The 16651-nt window shown below is 62.1% G+C and carries 18 protein-coding genes; 14 read left to right on the top strand and 4 right to left on the bottom strand.

Annotation, left to right across the window (positions count from 1 at the left end; translation table 11 throughout):
• Positions 1-221 precede the first annotated feature (221 nt).
• Positions 222-656, top strand: coding sequence for an SRPBCC family protein (locus tag R4P70_RS24725; protein ID WP_019746544.1), 435 nt, complete (start codon positions 222-224; stop codon positions 654-656).
• Positions 657-710: 54 nt separating this feature from the next.
• Here the strand turns inward: R4P70_RS24725 and R4P70_RS24720 are convergent, their stop codons facing one another.
• The 3 genes from R4P70_RS24720 to R4P70_RS24710 all read right to left on the bottom strand — a co-directional run bounded on the left by R4P70_RS24720 (position 711) and on the right by R4P70_RS24710 (position 3403).
• Entirely contained in the window at positions 711-2222 is a 1512-nt protein-coding gene (locus tag R4P70_RS24720; protein WP_317832273.1) for an alpha/beta hydrolase, read from the bottom strand.
• A complete protein-coding gene (locus R4P70_RS24715; protein ID WP_097387981.1) occupies positions 2222-2518 on the bottom strand; it encodes a hypothetical protein in 297 nt (98 codons plus the stop codon). The genes R4P70_RS24720 and R4P70_RS24715 overlap by 1 nt, the downstream gene beginning before the upstream one ends.
• Positions 2519-2602: 84 nt before the next feature.
• Positions 2603-3403 carry an Rv3717 family N-acetylmuramoyl-L-alanine amidase gene (locus tag R4P70_RS24710; RefSeq protein WP_047888073.1) on the bottom strand — a complete coding sequence of 267 codons (801 nt, stop codon included), beginning with the start codon at positions 3401-3403 and terminating at the stop codon, positions 2603-2605.
• Between the two features lie 109 nt (positions 3404-3512).
• On the opposite strand from R4P70_RS24710, the gene R4P70_RS24705 reads away from it, so the two are divergent.
• From R4P70_RS24705 to R4P70_RS24690, 4 genes are all read left to right on the top strand, one after another.
• Complete coding sequence (locus tag R4P70_RS24705; RefSeq protein WP_003943929.1) at positions 3513-3851, top strand: YbaB/EbfC family nucleoid-associated protein; 339 nt, start codon at positions 3513-3515, stop codon at positions 3849-3851.
• A 12-nt stretch (positions 3852-3863) separates the two neighbouring features.
• On the top strand, positions 3864-4484 hold the full coding sequence (gene recR, locus R4P70_RS24700) for a recombination mediator RecR (protein WP_003943917.1): 621 nt from the start codon (positions 3864-3866) through the stop codon (positions 4482-4484).
• Complete coding sequence (locus R4P70_RS24695; protein WP_007731538.1) at positions 4484-5053, top strand: TetR/AcrR family transcriptional regulator; 570 nt, start codon at positions 4484-4486, stop codon at positions 5051-5053. Before recR ends, R4P70_RS24695 begins: the two co-directional genes overlap by 1 nt.
• 86 nt (positions 5054-5139) lie before the next feature.
• Positions 5140-6612, top strand: a complete 1473-nt coding sequence (locus R4P70_RS24690; protein WP_317832269.1) for an MFS transporter — start codon at positions 5140-5142, stop codon at positions 6610-6612.
• Here R4P70_RS24690 and R4P70_RS24685 read toward each other — a convergent pair.
• On the bottom strand, positions 6599-7177 hold the full coding sequence (locus R4P70_RS24685; RefSeq protein ID WP_225320237.1) for a TetR/AcrR family transcriptional regulator: 579 nt from the start codon (positions 7175-7177) through the stop codon (positions 6599-6601). The two genes, R4P70_RS24690 and R4P70_RS24685, sit on opposite strands and share 14 nt — an antisense overlap.
• A gap of 200 nt (positions 7178-7377) precedes the next feature.
• Here R4P70_RS24685 and R4P70_RS24680 point away from each other — a divergent pair, with 200 nt between their 5' ends.
• Genes R4P70_RS24680 through R4P70_RS24640 form a run of 9 tightly spaced genes read left to right on the top strand, consistent with a single transcriptional unit; the run spans position 7378 to position 16651 of the window.
• The gene (locus R4P70_RS24680; protein ID WP_317832267.1) at positions 7378-7956 is read left to right on the top strand and encodes a MaoC family dehydratase N-terminal domain-containing protein; all 579 of its coding nucleotides are present in this window, start codon (positions 7378-7380) and stop codon (positions 7954-7956) included.
• Complete coding sequence (locus R4P70_RS24675) at positions 7953-8381, top strand: Zn-ribbon domain-containing OB-fold protein (protein WP_007731532.1); 429 nt, start codon at positions 7953-7955, stop codon at positions 8379-8381. Before R4P70_RS24680 ends, R4P70_RS24675 begins: the two co-directional genes overlap by 4 nt.
• Positions 8378-8791: an acyl dehydratase gene (locus tag R4P70_RS24670; RefSeq protein ID WP_172932493.1), complete on the top strand. Its 414-nt coding sequence runs from the start codon at positions 8378-8380 to the stop codon at positions 8789-8791. The genes R4P70_RS24675 and R4P70_RS24670 overlap by 4 nt, the downstream gene beginning before the upstream one ends.
• Positions 8788-9969 (top strand): lipid-transfer protein, encoded by a 1182-nt coding sequence (locus tag R4P70_RS24665; protein ID WP_317832263.1) that lies wholly within the window; start codon positions 8788-8790, stop codon positions 9967-9969. Before R4P70_RS24670 ends, R4P70_RS24665 begins: the two co-directional genes overlap by 4 nt.
• A 29-nt stretch (positions 9970-9998) precedes the next feature.
• Positions 9999-11207, top strand: coding sequence for a DegT/DnrJ/EryC1/StrS aminotransferase family protein (locus R4P70_RS24660; protein ID WP_317832261.1), 1209 nt, complete (start codon positions 9999-10001; stop codon positions 11205-11207).
• Position 11208: 1 nt separating this feature from the next.
• Positions 11209-12063: an SDR family NAD(P)-dependent oxidoreductase gene (locus tag R4P70_RS24655; protein ID WP_317832259.1), complete on the top strand. Its 855-nt coding sequence runs from the start codon at positions 11209-11211 to the stop codon at positions 12061-12063.
• Entirely contained in the window at positions 12060-13190 is a 1131-nt protein-coding gene (locus R4P70_RS24650; protein ID WP_317832257.1) for a steroid 3-ketoacyl-CoA thiolase, read from the top strand. The genes R4P70_RS24655 and R4P70_RS24650 overlap by 4 nt, the downstream gene beginning before the upstream one ends.
• Positions 13191-13217: 27 nt before the next feature.
• Complete coding sequence (locus R4P70_RS24645; protein WP_317832255.1) at positions 13218-15428, top strand: acyl-CoA dehydrogenase; 2211 nt, start codon at positions 13218-13220, stop codon at positions 15426-15428.
• A gap of 17 nt (positions 15429-15445) precedes the next feature.
• Positions 15446-16651, top strand: coding sequence for an acyl-CoA dehydrogenase family protein (locus R4P70_RS24640; protein WP_020905915.1), 1206 nt, complete (start codon positions 15446-15448; stop codon positions 16649-16651).

Raw genomic sequence — 16651 nt, 5'->3', positions numbered from 1 at the left:
TATCCGGAGGGGTATTAATGCCCGAATTTGATCGAGTTGTTGCAATCGAACTCGGTAAATGCTCCGAGTGGTGAACCAGCTCACACGGAATGGGTAGATGGTCGAGATACCCGGGCGCAGCAGGCAGTATGGAAAGGAATATCTGCGCAGTTCGAGGTGCGGATTCGGGTAGTCATTCGCGGTATCGAGCCGCGTTGGTCGAGCAAGGAGACGTAGGGCATATGGGTCAGGTCAATGCAATGAGTTCGATAGTCGTCACAGCAGCACCCGACAAGGTGCTCGCGGCGCTCGCGGACTACGAGACGGTTCGCCCGCGGATCCTGTCCGAGCAGTACCTCGACTACAAGGTCGTCGAAGGCGGCCAGGGTGACGGCACCGTCGCGCAGTGGACGCTGAAGGCGACGGAAAAGCGCTCGCGCAACGTCAAGGCCACCGTTACGGTCGACGGCAACGTCATCACCGAGAAGGACGCGAACTCCAGCCTCGTCACCACCTGGACCGTTGCCCCCAACGGCACCGGAACGACGGTGACGACGCTCACCCAGTGGCAGGGTGCCACCGGTATCGGCGGATTCTTCGAGCGCACGTTCGCCCCGAAGGGTCTGCAGCGCATCCAGGCCCAGGTCCTGGACAACCTCAAGCGCGAACTCGTCTAACTGATCCTGCATCACCGAGATGGCGTCGTACCTTCACCGGTACGGCGCCTTCTTTCATGGGCCGGTAATGATCCGCCCCAATTCGGTGAGTGCGGGGTTTCCGCTTTCCCAGTAGTCGCTGTGAACTCCGAACCCAGGCTGCCCGGGTGATCCGGCGAATATCTGCGCGCCGAATTCCGGATCCGACGGGTCGAACCCGTGGACTCCGAGGATCTTGGGGATCAATTGGACCGGATCCCAGAAGGCCGTCGTCGAATGAACATGGCGCGCCACCTCGTCCGAGTCGACGCCGTCCAGGCTCAGTTCGTTCACGCGCTCGGCATCGACGCCCGGGCTTGCGACAAAAACCAGTTCGTCGACGTCGAGAGAAGCGCCACGGGTAGTCGCAGCACCGACGACGGTGCTGCCGTAGGAATGACCGATCACCACGTTGTGCGACGGCTGACCGTCATGCGAGGTTCGTAACCCGTCCTGGAAGCTGTCCAGCCTCGGTGCCGCGGAGTTGGCGTGCTGATCCGAGGCTGCATCGGGAATGCCTGGGGGAGCGTCGTATCCGGACCACAGGATCACTGATGTGGCTTCCGTTGGCGCCGCCCTCACCGCCGAGTCGTACATGGCCTTGGTTCGTTGCAGATCTCCGCCGACGCCCGACAGCCCGGAGCCGGTTCCGGGAACCAGTGTTGCGACGTTGTCGGCGGCATCGGGATTACCGACTGCCACTACGGCGTGCCCATCCGTGACCGAGAGAAGGAACGTGTCCGGTCGCAGTTCGCCGCGCACGGCCGTGTATCCGGCAGCTACCGTTCGATCCGGCAACTGCTCGAGCGCAGAGAGGTACCGCCGGTTGCAGTAGTCCCGGTCTAGAGCGGGAAGGCCGTCGCGGCTACCGATGGACGGATCCCACCTCGCCAACGCGTCTTTCTCGTTGGGAGTGAGCGATTCCCACAGTCGGTGTAGCTCCGTTGGTGTCCCGGGGAGTGTCGACCTCCCATCGATGATGTCGACGACAGTGCGGTTGAGGCGATCAGTCTGATTGCCAAGGAGTGATCCGATCTCCCGGAATGCCTCACCCAGAGCAGTCGCGGCCCGGTTTTCTTCATCGTCGAGTGCCGTCAATGCAGTGGAGATCCTCTGCTGAAAAATCTCTGCAGCCGTGGCGTTTTCGGAATCTTGCATGACGTCGGCCAGATTCCACGGCTGCTTCGTCTCAGGCGCCGATACAGCTCCACTGTCTGACACCGTCAAGCCGTGTTCGAGAGTCGCCTCCTCGACCAGGTCCAGAACTGATTTTCGCGCTGCACCGATCGTATTGGCTGCTCTGCCATATAGATCCGCAACTATGCGAACAGCAATCGACAGCCGCGACGAGGAAAGCGAGATGCCAGACCACTGCACTGCCGCCGCGCTCGACGCTTGTCCCTGCCAGAATTCGCGGACGCCGTCGATGCTGCGTCCGGCGTCATTGCCGAGAGCTTCGATCTGCCGGTCGATGTCGATCAGTTCCGAAGCGCTCGTGCGCAATTTCTCCGGTGACCACGTTCGAAGCTGAGAGATAGTGGACTGCATCAGTAGGTTCCGCGCAGTTCGGACACCACTTCGCCCTCGGCAGCGTCGTACAGACGTGCTGCGGCAGCGGTTCCCGACGCCATGAGTCCCAATTGCGTAGCCAGGTACCGGTACGCGTCGGCGATGACTCCGGCATTCCCAGTCGACACAGCCGCGACAGCGGACGAGGTCAGGGCCGCCGCGGCTTCGAAAATCGGGCCGGCGGAATCGATCCCCGAGATCTGATCCGCAATTCGAGACAGATCAGCTGAAAGTTGCTGCAGAGCAGCGAAATCTACCTGAAGTATCGGCCCCATGGCAGAACCGTATCCAGGTGAGCTGGCTAGCGGGACGGTGCCGAGTTTCCTGTGGACAATCGGGATTTCTCCACAGTAGCGAGGTCAGGGGGTTGTCAGGAAGGCGGTGACTCCGCTGGTGACGGCGGTTGCGTACTCCTGCTGACCGTCCGGGCTCGTCATGCGCGCTGCCTCGTCGGCATTTCGCATGTTGCCGAGTTCGACCAGAATCGACGGCCGCTGCGACAGATTGAGACCCGTCAGATCGGCGCGTGGCGCCAACCCGTCGTCACCGATGTAGGTCGACGGGGTGAGCCCGGCGGTGACGAGTGAGTCGCGCATGGTTTCGGCAAAGGCGACGGACGGGCCGGCCTGCACCGTATTCAGCGGGGGCGCGGAGTAGCAGACGTGGAAGCCCTCGGCCCCGGCCGCTGCGCCGTCCGCGTGAATGCTCACCACTACGTCGGCGCCGGAGGAATTGGCGGCTTCGGCACGTGCGTCGACGCATGATCCGACGCTGACGTCATCGGGTCGACTCAGGACGACAGTTGCGCCTTGGCCTTCGAGCTCGCTCTTGACCAGGCTCGCGACTTCCCAGTTGAAGGTGTGCTCGGGGAACCCGGCATCGGTGTTGGTGCCGGTGGTCTGGCAGTTCTTGGTGCCGCCGCGGCCCGTGGGGACCTGGGTGTTGATGCTGTCGTCGTTCGCCCCGCTGTGCCCGGGATCGAGGAAGACGACCTTGCCGGTGAGCGCAGCGGGGACGTCAGCGGCGACAGTGCTCAGCGGAGACACCTCGACCGAAGTCGTGGCCTCGGCAGTCTCGGTCGGAATCGTGCACGCAGCGCTCAGAAGCCCAGCCCCGACCACGGCGATCAAGGCAGTGGAGCGGAACACACGTGATGCCATGTTTGACCTACCTGACGGTTTTACGGTGTCTGACTGGTTCCGGCGCACCCGCTCACGGTAGCGCGCACCGACTACGCTGGTGGGGATAACTCTGTAGAAAGGACCGCTCGTGCAACCAGGTGGAGCACCCGACATGTCTGCTCTGTTGGCTCAGGCTCAGCAGATGCAGCAGCAATTGATGGCGGCGCAGCAGGAAATGGCTCAGGCCGAAGTGACCGGTCAGGCCGGTGGCGGACTGGTTGTCGCCACGGTCAAGGGCACCGGCGAGGTTGTCGGTCTGCAGATCGATCCCAAGGTCGTCGACCCCGAAGACGTCGAGACGCTGCAGGATCTGGTGATCGGCGCGATCGAGGACGCTTCGCGCAAAGCACAGGAAGTCGCTGCTGAGAAGCTCGGCCCGTTGGCCGGCGGACTCGGCGGAGGCCTTCCCGGTCTCCCCGGCTTCTAGAAACGAGAACGCGTGTACGAAGGTCCGGTTCAGGATCTGATCGACGAACTCGGGAAGCTTCCCGGAGTCGGGCCGAAGAGCGCTCAACGCATCGCTTTTCACCTGCTCTCCGTGGAGCCTCCCGAGATCGACCGTTTGAAAAATGCATTGCAGCGCATCCGTGACGGCGTTCAGTTCTGCACGGTGTGCGGAACTGTGTCCGATCAGGAGAAGTGCCGCATCTGCGCCGACGCGCGTCGCGATCGCACGGTGATCTGCGTCGTGGAGGAACCGAAGGACGTCCAGGCTGTCGAGCGCACCCGTGAGTTCAAGGGTCGCTATCACGTCCTCGGCGGTGCGCTCAATCCGCTCTCGGGGATCGGGCCGGACCAGTTGCGTATCCGGGAGTTGTTGGCTCGCATCGCAAATCAGGAGGACGGCGTCGACGTGTCCGAGGTCATCATCGCCACCGACCCCAACACGGAGGGTGAGGCGACAGCTACCTATCTCGTTCGCATGATGCGAGACATTCCGGGGCTGACGGTGTCTCGGTTGGCTTCGGGTCTTCCGATGGGTGGCGATCTCGAATTCGCAGACGAGTTGACGCTGGGTCGGGCATTGTCCGGCCGTCGTGAATTGTCGCGGAACGCTTGATGAGCGGCACGGAGCAAGGTCAGCAGGTGCGTCGTACGTCCGAGCAGACGCGTGCGCAGATCATCGCGTCGGCCGGGAAAGCATTCGCGACTCGGCCGTACCGCGAAATCACGCTCAAGGACATCGCCGAAGACGCAGGCGTCAGCGCTCCTCTCATCATCAAGTACTTCGGTTCCAAAGAGCAGTTGTACGACGAGTTGGTCGACTTCCGGGCAGCAGCGGTCACGGTCTTCGACGCCCCGAACGACTCGCTCGGCGAGCGCATGGTCTCGCTGTTCACCAAGCCGTTGGAGTCGTACAAGCCGCTGTCCATGAGCTTGTTGTTCATGAGCGGCGTCAGTGAAGAGAGCAACCGCAAGCTGCGCGAGAACTATTCGACGCAGATGATCGACACCCTCGCCGCTCGCCTGTCTGGCCCCGACGCGAGATTGCGCGCGGAACTGGCGATGTCGATGGTGGTTGGAGTGGCGATCATGCGCCGACGGATGATGGCCGGCCATGCCACCGGCACCCAGGACGAAGTGGTTGCGTTGTACGCACCACTTGTCCAAAAACTGCTCGACGGGTGAGCGGCATCACAATTCTTGCTTGGTAAATATCCGTTCACCTAATGTAGGTGAACGGATATTTACCTAGTGGGAACAGGCGGTGTGGGGTGACGACGCTCGACCGTCCGCCGGGCACGCCTGCAGTCACCACCCCCGACGCGAGTCTCGCGCAGCCGCGCTCCCGCTTCCTCTTTCCCATCGTTGTCGCCGCCGCAGTGTTCCAGGCTGTTCTGCAGACGGTCATCGTTCCACTGCTGCCGGAGTTGCCGCACTTCACAGGCGCTGGACGCACGGCCGTGTCCTGGCTCGTGACGGTAACGCTGCTGGTCGGCGCCGTCGTCACTCCCATCTTCGGTCGGCTCGCCGACATGTTCGGCAAGAAGAAGATGCTTCTGGTTGCCTTCTCGATGATGACTCTCGGCTCGATGTTGTGTGCGCTGTCGTCGGACATCGCTGTCCTCATCTTCGCGAGAGCGTTGCAGGGAGCCGGGTCTGCGGTCATCCCCATCGGAATCTCCATGCTGCGTGACGAATTGCCACGCAACAAGGTCAATGGCGCAGTGGCGATGATGAGTTCGACGCTCGGCGTCGGAACCGCTTTGGGCATACCGTTTTCTGCGATGATCGCGCAGTATTCGAACTGGCACGTCCTGTTCTGGGTAACCACCGCCATCGGGCTGTCCGTGACTCTTGCTGCGGTGCTGTTCATTCGAGAGTCCGAGCCGAATCCGTCGGGAAGATTCGACGGCGTCGGGGCTGTCGGTCTGAGCGCCGCGATGATCGCTCTGCTCGTGCCGATCACTCAGGGGTCGAGTTGGGGATGGACCAGCGGAGCGGTGATCTCCATGCTGGCCGCGTCGGCCGTGCTGTTCACGCTCTGGGTAATTCAACAGCGGCGCAACGTCAATCCGCTGGTCGACGTCCGCGCTCTCGTGAAACGTGCGGTGTTGATCCCGCATCTGGCGGCTCTGCTGGTCGGGTTCGCATTTTTCGGGAACACACTGATCACTACACAACTGCTGCAGGGGATGAAGGGGCCGGGCGCCGGGTACGGCCTGTCGATCATCGCAGCAGCGCTCTGCCAGATTCCGGCGAGTATCGCGATGGTGCTGTTCTCACCGGTTGCGGTGCGGATCACCGACCGCTTCGGTTCACGGACCGCGATGTTGACCGGTGCCGTCTTCCTCGCCGGCGGGTACGGGATTCACGCCGTTGCCGGTAAGCCGCTGTGGGGAGTGGTTGCAGCACTGGGTATCACAGCAGTCGGGACCGCCATCGTCTACAGCACGCTCTCGCTGCTGATTCTGGTTGCCGTGCCTCGTCAGCGACTGGCGGCAGCCAACGGGGTGAACTCACTTCTGCGGACGTCCGGAAGCACGATCTGCAGCGCGACGGTGGCAACGATCCTCGCCGCGTTCGTGATCAGCGGTTCGGAACATTCCACGTCGTGGACCGGATTCTCCGTCGCATACCTGGTGTGCGCGGGCTGCGCCGTGGTCGTGTTCGCAGTGTCGATCCTGTTGCCGCAGGGGCGAACCCCGAAACACATCGATCTGCCGGATCTCGTCAGGCGACCCTGAATCCCGAGAGGAAGAGTGTGATCATCAGATCCGCGAACTCTTCGGTGGTGTATTTCTGGCGGTCCGGCCAATGCGTGGTCGACCACAGGGTGTCTCGTACCGATCGATAGAAAATCTCCGGGGCCACGTCTTTGCGGAAGATTCCCTGATCGACGCCTTCGGCGATCGCTTTCATCCAGTGCTCGCGGACTTGGCGGGAAGGCCCGTCGACGGATTGCAGGAGATCGTTGTCGCGTAGATACGCCCGATCGTTCTGGTAGATCGCCGTCGGGTGCGGGTGCAGTTCGATGACGACCAGGGTCTCGCGGATCAGGCCGCGTAGGACGTCCTCGGGGTCGTTCGCCGTCTTCTCCACCTGATCGAAGCGGAGTTGAATGTCGGTGATGAAGCCGCGCATGAGCTCGGCGACTATCGCATTCTTCGACTTGAAGTAGTGGTAGAGGCTGCCCGAGAACACACCAGCAGCGTCGCCGATCTCGCGAACGGTCGTGGTGGCGACACCCTTCCTGGCGAACAGCTCGGCTGAGCTCTCCAGGATCTTCTCCCGACGATCTGGTGATGCCACTGAAATCTCCACTGGTTGTCAGTCCTGCTCAGGGCAGGGTTTCGCGGGTGCCGGGCTGCCGGCGTCGAACGTAGCGCAATCCTGCCTGATAGCTCCGGCTCGAACCAATTCGTCGGTGAGATCGAGTGTTTCCACTTCCGGATTCCTATGCTAGCTTCAAAATCAAGCGCTTGCTCAACTTTCGTTCACGGAGGATTTCAGTGCAGAGCCTGCAGACGCAGTTTCCGAATTTCATCGGCGCAGAGGCCGAACCACCCCGCGTCGCCCGCTACGCCGTCAACGAGGCGATGATCCGCAACTGGGTCGAGGCACACGACGACCGCAACTCGATCTACGTCGACGCCGAAGCTGCTCGCAGCACCGGTCGTCGAGACGTCGTCTGCCCACCCGCCATGATCTCGACCTGGGTGATGGCGGGCTACCGCCGCTATCGGCAGGTCCAACAACTTCGCGCCGACGGAGCCTCCGAGGATTTCGCCTATTCACGACTACTCGGGCTGTTGGACGAGGCCGGCTACACGTCCGTAGTCGCGACCAACGTCGAGCAGGAGTATTTCGCGGAGTTGAGTCCCGGAGACCACGTCACCGCATATTTCACCATCGAAGCGATCTCACCGTTCAAACAGACGGCTCTCGGTCACGGGTGCTTCATCACCCTGTTCAAGAAGTACGTGGACCAGGACGGAAAGACGCTGGTCGAAGAGCGCTTTCGATTGCTCAGATTCAAACCAGACGCCCAGACAGATGCCAAGCCCGAAGCCCAGGAGGTAATTGCATGAGCGAGACTGGCTCCCGCAACACCGCGGTGCCGAGACTCACCGTCACCGATGACAACGATTTCTTCTTCTCCGCGGCCAAAGAGGGTCGCCTCGAAATCCAACGGTGTGCGGATTGCAAGACACTGCGCCACCCACCCGCACCCGCCTGCCCGGAATGCCGCTCGTTCAGTTGGGACACAGTCGAATCCACGCGGCGATGCACGTTGCACAGCTTCACGGTCATTCATCACCCGAAGGATCCTGCCTTCGAGTACCCGCTCGCCGTCGGACTCGTCGATCTCGAAGAAGGCACGCGTCTGGTTGCCGACATCGCGGGCATCGATCACGAGGAACTCGAATTCGGTATGGAACTCGAAGTGGCGTTCTCCGAGCACGCTCACGGCGAGATGCTGCCGCAACTGAGGCGACGGGGATCGGTGCAATGACGAATCTTTCTGATTACGAGGTAGGTTCGACCCTTCCCAGCCTCGAACTGCCGTTGGACCGAACGCTCATCGTCGCCACGGCGATCGCTTCTCAGGATTTCGAGGACGTGCATCACGATCCGGGCAAGGCGCAGGATCGCGGAACTCCCGACATCTTCATGAGCATCAACACCACCAACGGGCTCATCGACCGCTACATCACCGACTGGTCAGGCCCGGGATCGCGAATCGTCAAAACATCACTACGGCTTGGTGTTCCGAACTTTCCCGGAGACACCATGACATTGACCGGCAAGGTGATCGACTCCGACGGCCGGGCGCTCACCGTGACGGTTCTCGGCAAGAACGCTCGCGGAACGCACGTGACAGCCGACGTGACTCTCGAACCGGCGGAAAGGGTAATCGCATGACACGAGGATTTTCGAGGCAAGCCGCCATCGCCGGGATCGGCGCCACCGAGTTCTCCAAGAACTCCGGCCGCAGTGAATGGCAGTTGGCGTGCGAATCCGTGATCGCCGCGCTCGACGACGCTCACATCGAGGCAGAAGAGGTGAACGGATTTGCACTGTTCACCATGGAGAACAATCCCGAGATTGCGGTCGCACGCGCTCTCGGGATCCCGGAACTGACGTTCTTCAGTCGTATTCCACACGGCGGCGGCGGCGCCTGCGCACCGGTTCAACAAGCCGCGCTTGCCGTCGCCAGTGGTGTCGCCGACGTTGTGGTCGTCTACCGTGCCTTCAACGAAAGATCAGGTCACCGATTCGGCGCCGGGCCACCACCCTTTGCGTACAACGCGTCGACGGACCAGGAGTATCGGAACTGGATCAACCCGTACGGGCTTCTGACCCCGGCGCAGCAGGAAGCCTTCCTCGCCAAGCTCTACATGCACAAGTACGGGGCAACCAGCGCCGACTTCGGTCAGATCTCGGTTCTCTCACGCAAGCATGCCGCGAACAACCCGAAGGCCTGGTTCTACGAACGCCCGATCACTATCGAGGATCATCAGAACTCGCGCATGATCGCCGACCCCATCCGTCTGCTCGACTGCTGCCAGGAAAGTGACGGTGGACAGGCGCTGGTCATCGTCAGCGCGGAGCGCGCCCGCGACCTGCCGCACAAACCTGCGATCATCAGCGGTGCTGCGCAAGGTGTAGGTCCACAACAGATTTCGATGAGCAGCTACTACCGCGAAGACATCGACAGCATGCCGGAAGTCGAACTCGTGGCGCGCCAACTATGGGACCAGGCCGGTATCGGCCCGGACGACATCGATGCCGCAATTCTCTACGACGCCTTCACTCCGATGGTTCTGCTTCAACTCGAGGAGTACGGATTCTGCGGTCGGGGTGAGGCAAAAGAATTCATCGCCGACGGCAATCTCGAGCTGGACGGTCGCCTGCCGATCAACACCCACGGCGGTCAACTCGGTGAGGGATACATCCACGGCGTCAACGGTATTGCCGAAGGTGTTCGCCTGATCCGCGGTACCTCCACCAACCAACCCACCAAAACTTTGGACAACGTGCTCGTGACCGGCGGCTCTCCCGTCCCGCACAGTGCGCTCGTCCTCGCGGCAGATCGCTGAATCTGCCTATTCGAGAAAGCAGGAACAAGATGAGTGAGCGGATCACCTACGCCAGGGCTACACACGGCGAGGAAGAAATACAGGCGGTTGTCGACGTCTTGCGCAGCGGGCATCAAGGATTGCGCATCGGCAAGAACGTCTTCGAGATGGAAGAACGTATCGCGGCCTTGGCAGGCAAGAAGTTCGGCGTCATGTGCAACTCGGGATCCTCGGGTTTGTACTTGGCAGTCGAGCTGCTCGGACTGCCTACGGGAAGCGAGATCATCACGTCGCCGTTGACGTTCTCCACCGATATCGCACCGATCGTGCGTGCCGGTCTGGTGCCGGTGTTCGTGGACGTGGAACCCAACACGTTCAACGTCGACGTCACCAAGATCGAGGCAATGGTCACCGAAAAAACCGGTGCCATCCTCATGCCGAACCTCGCCGGCAACTGCCCGGACTGGGACGTCATTCGTGACATCGCAGATCGTCACGGACTCAAAGTGATCGAGGATTCGTGTGACGCGATCGGTGCCACGCTCCGCGGCACTCCCACCGGCTCCCGGGCGGACATCGTCGTCACCAGTTTCTCGATGGCACACATCATCACGTGCGCGGGAACCGGTGGAATGGTTTGCGTCGACGACGAAGCCAGCCGCGACAAGGCGCTCCTGCTTCGCCGCTGGGGCCGTCGTAGCGAGCCGAACCTGTTCGGTAGCACCAAATCCGGCCGAGTCTTCCGTGAAGAACTCGACGGCGTCGACTACGACAACGACTTCATCTTCGAGCTCATGTCATGGAACTTCGAGCCCTCCGAACTCGGCGCAGCCTACGGCGTCGTGCAGCTCGACAAGCTGGAAGAGAACTACAAGACGCGTAAGGCAACGTTTGCGGCCTTCACGGCGGCATACGGCGCCCATCCTGAATTCTTCACGACGCCGGTAGAACTCGACGGTCTCGACACGGCGTGGCTGTGTTACCCGGTGATGATCAACGAGAATGCCCCCTTCACGCGCAGCGACCTGCAGGAAGCCATCGAGGCCGACGGTATCGACACACGAACTGTGTGGAGCGGCAACGTCACTCGTCACCCGATGATGAACAACATCGAGTTCCGTCAGCCGGCCGAAGGATTGCCGGAAGCCGACGCGGTTTTCGCCCGAGGAATGACACTCGGCATGAGTCACGGCCTGCGCGAAGACGAAGTTGCCCGGATTGCGGAGAGCATCAATCGCTTCGCCTCGAAGTTCAAATAGCATGACGAGGCGCTTTGACGGCCGCCGAGCGCTTGTCACCGGTTCCAGTCGCGGAATCGGTGCGGGCGTCGCAGAGCGACTGGCCGCTGAGGGTGCCGACGTCGCCCTCGTGGCTCGGACGCTCGGCACGCATGCAACCCTGCCGGGCAGTCTCGAAGAGACTGCGGCTCGAATTGCCAAGTACGGAACCAAAGTCGAGATAGTTGTCGCAGATCTGACGGACGAGCAGCAGCGCGACACCGTTGTGCCGCTGGCGGTCGAGAAGCTTGGCGGGACGATCGACATCCTGGTGAACAACGCGGCAGCGGCGATCTATCAGCCGCTGTCGGATTACCCACTGCGGCGACGACGTTTGATGTTCGAGGCAAATGTCCATGCACCGCTCGATCTGATGCAAGCCGTGGTGCCGGGGATGGTGGCAAACGGATACGGCTGGATCGTGAACGTGTCGAGCGGCACCGTCAAACCGTGGCATGGCCCGCCGTTCACGTGGGTCGAACCGGGAACTGCCATGACCGTGTACGGCGCCTCCAAAGCAGCGCTCAACAGGATGAGCAACGGCATGGGCGTGGAACTCTACGGCCAGGGGGTTCGCGTCAACACGGTTCAACCGCGGGCAGCGGTGCTCAGTGAGGGCGCCAAAGTCCTGGTCGGTGAGACTATCCGGCCGGATCAGGTCGAATCTATGGAAGAAATGGTGGAAGCGGTCACAGCGCTGTGTGATTGCGACACCGAGTTCACCGCGCGCTCGAGCGTCAGCTTGGACCTGATCGACGAGTGGTCCCTGACCGTACGCGGTCTGGACGGCGCAGCATTACCGGAGAACCCGGCACTACGAACCGAGGAGTTGGCATGAAGCCCGTCATCGTGGACGCAGCACGAACGCCGTTCGGCAAGCGTGAGGGTTGGCTGTCCGGAGTCCACGCGGCGGAACTGTTGGGATATGCGCAGAGAGGCGTGCTGGATCGGGTTGGCGTGGATCCTGACGCGGTCGACCAGGTCATCGGCGGATGTGTGACGCCTCTCGGTGAGCAGTTCGGAAACATCGTGCGTACGTCCTGGATGCATGCGGGCCTTCCGTTGAAAGCGGGCTGCACCACGATCGACGCGCAGTGCGGCACAGCGCAGCAATCGGTGCAGTTGATCGCCGGGCAGATTGCCATCGGTGCAGTCGACGTGGGTGTGGCGTGCGGTGTCGAGTTGATGTCCCGAGCTCCGTTGACGTACAAGGTGGGTACCGGCCTGGGAACGCCGCGTCCGGAGTCGTGGTCACTCGATACCGTCGACCAGTACACCGCGGCCGATCGGATTGCTGTCAAACGCGGTTTCAGCCGCGAGGATCTCGACGCCTTCGGGCTGCGCTCGCAGCAGCGGGCGGCGGCGGCGTGGGAGGCAGGACGCTTCGACTCGCACATCATCGATGTGGTCGCTCCGGGCTCTGACGTTCCGGTTCATCGGGATCAGGGTCTGCGCGAATCGAGTCTCGAAGGGCTCGCGAAGCTGCGCACCGTTCAAGAGGGCGGATTGCACACCGCTGGAACGTCTTCGCAAGTCTCGGACGGTGCGAGTGCAGCTCTGCTGATGTCAGAGGATCGAGCCAAGGCCCTCGGCGTGCGGCCACGGGCAAAGATTCTGGCGCAGTGCGTTATCGGCGGGGACACCGAGTTCATGCTCGACGGTCCCGTCGACGCGGCAAACATCGTGCTCGGACGCACCGGGCTGACAATCGACGACATCGATCTGTTCGAGGTCAACGAGGCATTTGCTTCGGTACCGATGTCGTTCGCGCAGGTTCACGGCGTCGATCCCGAATTGCTGAACGTCAACGGCGGCGCAATCGCACTGGGCCACCCGGCCGGTGCAACCGGAATCAGACTGTTGGCCAATGTCATCGACGAATTGGAGCGCCGGGACAAGTACATCGCACTGATCGCGATCTGCGCGTCCGCCGCAACCACCTGCCTGATTCTCGAACGCATCTGACAAGAACCGAAGATTGAGGAACCTGCCATGGCACTACCCCTGCTCGAAGATCACCGTGACCTGGCGGAAGCGGTAGCCGCATTCGCGAACCGCTTCGGTGGAATCGCCGATACGCGGAGCAACGTCAAGCGGTACACCGCCGGTGATCGGCCGGACTCGTGGGATGGGTTGGTCCGTCAGGGCCTGCACGCAGTGCACCTGCCGGAGCAGTACGGCGGTGACGGGGCGGGTCTTGCCGAACTTGCAGTGGTAGTCGAGCAATTGGGTGATGCGCTCTACCCGGGACCGTACGTTCCGACGGTCATCGCGAGTGGGATTCTCGCAACAGCTGCGGGCCCGGCTGCGGAAACAATGCTGACCGAATTGGCCACCGGTGCAACCGGAGCAGTCTGTACCGGAACGAGATTGCGCGCGGCTCGCAGCGATGCTGGGTGGACAGTGAGCGGTTCTGCCGACCCAGCTCTAGGTCTGCCCGGAGCTGATGTCGTTCTCGTGCGGGCGAACAGCGAAGACGGCGAGTTGTGGTTCCGGCTCGAACCGTCGACTTCCGCTGCGGTGGTGATCGAAGACGGGGTGGATCTGACACGGTCGATCGGAACACTGACGTTGACCGATCACCAGGTCGAGGCTGGGCTGATCGTCGACGGCCTCCAGGCGCACCTAGTCGAACTGATCGTCAACACGGTGTTGGCTGCGGAGGCGAGCGGTATCGCCGGGTGGGCGCTACGGACCGCAGTCGACTATGTGAAGTCCCGGCAGCAGTTCGGCCGTCCGGTCGGAAGCTTCCAGGCAGTTCAGCACAAGGCGGCCATGATGCTGGTCCGCTCCGAGATTGCCTGTGCCGCAGCGTGGGACGCCGCTCGATCCGAAGACCACGACGAGGATCAGCAGAAACTTGTCTCGGCTCAAGCTGCGTTGGCCGCTTTGCCCGTCGGCATCGAGAACGCCCTCGAATGTGTAACTTTGCTCGGCGGAATCGGATTCACCTGGGAGCATGACGCGCACCTGTACTGGCGCCGGGCGATCAGTATCGCGGCAGTGGCGGGTTCCGAGGTGAAGTGGGCACACACGTTGGGAGACCGGTCTGCCGATTCGGAACGGGATTTCTCCTTTGTCGACCCGGAAATGCTGCCGGAGTTACGAGAGCAGGTTCGGAGGGTTCTGGACGAGGTTGCGCTGCTGCCTGACGACGGAACCACCAGCGCCAGTTGGGCGCCGGCCAAGGGGAGCGCTCGACGCGCCCGATTTGCCGACGCCAAACTGGTTGCCCCGCACTATCGGGCGCCGTACGGGCTGGGAGCGGGACCGAGGGAACAGGCCGTCATCGCACATGAATTCGCGATGCGAGGTTGGGCTCAACCGTCCACGGTGATCGGGGAATGGGTGCTGCCCACGATTCTCGAACACGGCAACGCCGAGCAGCAGGACAGGTTCGTCGAGCCTTCGCTGCGCGCCGACATCATCTGGTGCCAGCTGTTCAGTGAGCCGGGCGCGGGATCAGACCTGGCCGGTCTGAGCACGAAAGCGCGCAAGGTCGACGGTGGCTGGGTCCTGTCAGGTCAGAAAGTGTGGAACTCGGGTGCGCACGAGGCAGATTGGGGAGTATGCCTGGCGCGTTCCGACGCGGACGCTCCGAAACATCGTGGGCTGTCGTACTTCCTGGTCGACATGACCTCGAAGGGCGTCGACGTACGTCCGCTGAAGCAAGCCACCGGCAAGTCGGAATTCAACGAGGTATTCCTCGACGACGTCTTCGTCCCGGACGACTGCCTGGTGGCCGAACCGGGGCAAGGGTGGAAACTGGCTGCGACAACGCTGTCCAACGAACGCTTGAGCATGGGCAGCACGCTGCACCACGGTTCGAGTCGACTGTTCCGTCAGGTGATTGCCGACGCGAGCCACGACTGCCCCCGCGAAGATGCAGTGGAAGGCCTCGGCCGCAGTATCTCTCGTGAGTTGGCACTGTCCGCGATGAATCTGCGCGGAGTGTCGGCGCGACTGGCGGGTCAGGAACCGGGCGCCGAGATCAGCGTGTCGAAGGTGTACAACGCCCTGGCGCAGCGCGAGGGCTCGCGGGACCTGTTGCGACTGCTCGGACCGCGCGCCGCAGTTGTCGACCCGTCGGCGAATTACGCGATAGACCACATCGGACTTCCCTCGATTCTGTTCGGCGGCGGAACCGTCGAAATCCAACTCAACGTCATCGCGCAGCGCGTACTCGGCCTGCCGCGTTCGTAGATCTTAGGAGCTTCACCATGTACTTGGATTTGTCGGAGGAGTCGAAGACTCTGCGCAAGGAATTGCGCGCATACTTCGCAGAGATCATCAACGACGAAGACCGCCGTGCTCTCGTGGATCAGACCGAAGGCGGCCCCGTCTTCGATCGTATCCTGCGCCGGATGGGTAAAGACGGTTGGCTGGGCTTGGGGTGGCCGGAGGAATTCGGCGGTCGGGGTGAGAACCCCGAAGCTCTGTATGTGTTCTACGACGAAGTGATTCGCGCGAATGCGCCGCTGTCACTGGTCACGCTGAACACCGTCGGACCCGCTCTGATCAAGCACGGGACGCAAGCTCAGAAGGACTTCTTCCTGCGTCCGATCCTGGCGGGTGAATTGATCTTTGCCATCGGCTACACCGAACCCAATGCGGGCACCGATCTCGCGGCACTCGAAACACGCGCCCGCATCGAGGGCGACGAGCTTGTCATCAACGGCAACAAGATCTTCACCAGCGCCGGTGTGTTTGCCGACTGGGTCTGGCTTGCCGTTCGCACCGATCCTGACGCGCCGACGCATCAGGGCATTTCCGTGGTCCTGGTACCGACCAATTCGCCGGGGTTCTCGGTCACCGAAATTCACACCGTGGGCGGAATCAGCACTTCGGCAACCTATTACGAAGATGTTCGGGTGCCGATCAGCAATGTCGTCGGTGAGCTCAATCAGGGGTGGAAGCTCATCACCAACCAGCTCAACCACGAACGTGTTGCCCTGGCAGCACGCGGTGGCATCGCCAACGAGCTCTTCGCCGAGGTGGTCGAGTGGGCAAAGACAGAACCCGCCGGTGACGGCCACGTCTACGACATCGGCTGGGTACGTGAGAAATTGGCGGAAGTCTACGCGCTGCTCAGCGCCGCCGACCTGATGAACCTGCGACTGGTGGCGGACGTCGCCGCCAACACCTTGGGCGGCGGGGATTCGGCCGCGGCCAAGATCTTCGGTACCGAAGCCGTCGTCAGTGCGTACGGCATGCTGCAGGAAGTGCTGGGTGCCAAGGGCTTACTGCGCCCCGGTACACCCGGAGCGGTACTGGAAGGGCGGGTCGAGAACCTGGGTCGGCGCGCCCAGAACAACACCTTCGGTGGTGGTACCAACGAAGTGATGCGTGAAATTGTCGCCGCAAAATGCCTGGGCATGGCGCTTGCTGCGCGTCGCCGGCCCGCTGCACAGAACGAAAAGAGCTGA

The sequence above is a fragment of the Rhodococcus sp. IEGM 1241 genome (assembly GCF_033142365.1).
Lineage (GTDB): Bacteria > Actinomycetota > Actinomycetes > Mycobacteriales > Mycobacteriaceae > Rhodococcus_F > Rhodococcus_F erythropolis.
Note: the sequence above shows the minus strand (reverse complement) of the source record. Positions and strands in the feature narration are given on the sequence as shown.